The organism is Massilia mucilaginosa (assembly GCF_011682145.1).
Lineage (GTDB): Bacteria > Pseudomonadota > Gammaproteobacteria > Burkholderiales > Burkholderiaceae_D > Telluria_A > Telluria_A mucilaginosa.
On sequence record NZ_WHJH01000136.1, the window covers coordinates 1 to 1,682 of the forward strand.

At 50.7% G+C, this 1,682-nt stretch carries 3 protein-coding genes; 2 read left to right on the forward strand and 1 reads right to left on the reverse strand.

Annotated features, from left to right (window positions below; genetic code table 11):
• On the forward strand, nt 1-603 hold a 603-nt coding region (locus tag F2P45_RS35820), incomplete at its 5' end, for an HNH/ENDO VII family nuclease (protein ID WP_223164906.1).
• Nucleotides 600-1,031, forward strand: coding sequence for an SMI1/KNR4 family protein (locus tag F2P45_RS34105; RefSeq protein ID WP_166882640.1), 432 nt, complete (start codon nt 600-602; stop codon nt 1,029-1,031). The genes F2P45_RS35820 and F2P45_RS34105, both read left to right, overlap by 4 nt.
• A gap of 256 nt (nt 1,032-1,287) precedes the next feature.
• Here F2P45_RS34105 and F2P45_RS34110 read toward each other — a convergent pair.
• Nucleotides 1,288-1,682: helix-turn-helix domain-containing protein (locus F2P45_RS34110; protein ID WP_229505438.1), on the reverse strand; the 395-nt coding region annotated here is incomplete at its 5' end.

Sequence of the window (1,682 nt, forward strand, 5' to 3'; positions counted from 1 at the left end):
GCCTCAGTATATCGATTGGGTGCGTATAGTGCTATTGAAGCTGAATTTGCATCCCTCTCCGGGCAATTTAGTCAGAAATTGGGTGCGAGTGCGTATGACGCTAAACTCGCTAACTTTGTTAACGGGGTAAATAGAACTGAGGCGGCAATTCCTAGGTGGAAAACCGCCGCCGATAATCAATATTTCACCTCGACGACGAATTTCGATACGTGGGGCTTGCCCGGCAGTACAGGATTTGATTACAAGGTGTTTCAACGTTCGGACATTGACTGGCAAATGGTGAGGACAAGTGGAGCGAAGCAAGGACGTGATCTCACTAACGCTGAAGCAGCGGCCAGGTTTGGAATTGGGCCAATACTCCCAGACGGCAGTATTGCGACATTGCATCATTCTCAGCAAAATGCTATGGGACCACTTTTTGAAGCATCTACTCGTTATCACCGTATTGCAAATGCGCAGCGCGCTCCCTTGCATCCGTTCGGCGCGGCGCAGCATCCCGATTTTCCGTTAGGTCGTGGTCCTGGTTCACTACGAGATGCATTTCAAAAGGTTGATTCACTTCAATATTGGAAAAACAGAGGACAACAGGAGTTGCCAAAATGACACCATCACTAATTCCTCAGCAGGTAATAGGTTCTCTTTATGAGAAAAAATATTTTCGTCAAGACAAAGACTTAGTTGATCAAGCCCTCAATAGATTGATGGCGGATCATCCCTTATTCCGTTCGTTTTTCGAAACATATGAAGGATCGTTTTGGAGCGAACACCTTGGTTATGAACTTCTTGATATTGTCGATGGATCTGAAACCGTGGAAACTTCGACAGGTGTTTGCCGAAACAAATTTGGTTTTCCGCCACAATTCTTAGTCTTGACGCAGCTCTCGACCGGACAAGTAGTGGTGTTGAATGTCCATACCGATAAGGTTTATGAGGTGGATTTTGAGGGCGGGGAAAAACTGCTATTGTCCGGCGAACTCCCCCCAAGATGGACGAGTTTTGACGAGTTTTTGAAAGATTATTTTAAGGTGTAGGGGCAAGTAGAGTAGTTGAAGTTCCTGCGGTAACGGTGTCAGGTCGGTAACGGTGTCAGGTCTGACATGTGGACACGGCCTCATCAGGTAACGGTGCCAGGTCTGACATTAGTGCCTGACGGTGCCAGGTCTGACATGTGGACACGGCCTCATCAGCATCTATATCTTGAATAAAAAAGCCGCCCCCAACCCCTGCTCGCTGAAGCGGGGTGTCGGGTGCGGCTCTTATTTAGCTGCTCGTATGGCAGCGAGAAAGCTACTTGATTCGAGAGGACCAGCGTTCGGCCTCGTACTTGATGATCATCCCTTCGAGCAGTTGGCGGATGACCGCCTGCTGCGGCTCCGGCATGCCGGCGATGGCCTGGAACTGCAGGGCCAGGTTGGCGTCCGGCGCGAGTTCGCTCTCCTCGAAAATCAAAAAATCCGTCGTCACGCGCAAAACCTGGGCGATCTTCTTGATCGCTTCCAGCGATGGCAGGGACGCGCCTGCCTCGTAGCGCTTGACCTGCGTGACGTGCAAGCCAAGGGCATCGGCCAGCGCCTGCTGGGTCAGGCCCTTCTGTTTGCGGACGGCGGTAAGGCGAGCGGCGACACTCATGATGTTCAACCAGGTAAAAGAGATCGCCATGATCATATCCCCGCAAAAAATCG